At 37.7% G+C, this 578-nt stretch carries 1 protein-coding gene; it reads right to left on the bottom strand.

The window, feature by feature from the left end:
• Positions 1–81: 81 nt before the first annotated feature.
• Positions 82–522 (bottom strand): hypothetical protein, encoded by a 441-nt coding sequence (locus DD616_RS04005; RefSeq protein ID WP_041769299.1) that lies wholly within the window; start codon positions 520–522, stop codon positions 82–84.
• Between the last annotated feature and the right edge of the window lie 56 nt (positions 523–578).

Raw genomic sequence — 578 nt, 5'->3', positions numbered from 1 at the left:
AAACACGCCGTAAACACTGAATTTCAATTTTGAACTAAAGTCGACGAGCGTTGGCAATCCCTCTTTAACCGTTTGTTATGCTTATTTTTTGAGCTTCACAACTTCACCACTCAATGCAACTCCAGCCATTACGGCTCCAGCACCACATTGAAAAGTATCGTTGCTTGAAGTGAGGTCATTTTTGTAATTTGATTTGATATTAACTACTGCATTTCCACCCTCTTTTATCGCTCTGTCTTTAAGAGCAATCATGGCGGAAAGAAAAACCCAATTGCACGCTTCTTCATCTGTTTTATTGAAAGCGTTCGTTTTTTTACTGGTTTTAAATTCACCTAATTCTTTGAGAACTTTGCCGTAACTCTGCTCGCCAAAGTAAAATGAAACTTCAGTGCCTAATTTAGATTTAGCCACTTCAGAGCTCATTGCCTTTGTAATCGAATAATTACCCACATCATCTCTAGCAAAAGTGTTAGATGAGAAGAAAGCCAGTGATGAAAGAGCTAGAATTGTTAATTTTTTCATTGTGATAAATTCCAAAATAGTTTGATTGTGACTAGAGCATAACGCCCGGCTAAGGG

It is taken from the genome of Vibrio anguillarum (assembly GCF_003390515.1).
Taxonomy (GTDB): Bacteria; Pseudomonadota; Gammaproteobacteria; order Enterobacterales; family Vibrionaceae; genus Vibrio; species Vibrio anguillarum.
This window is presented reverse-complemented; position numbering and strand designations above follow the sequence as displayed.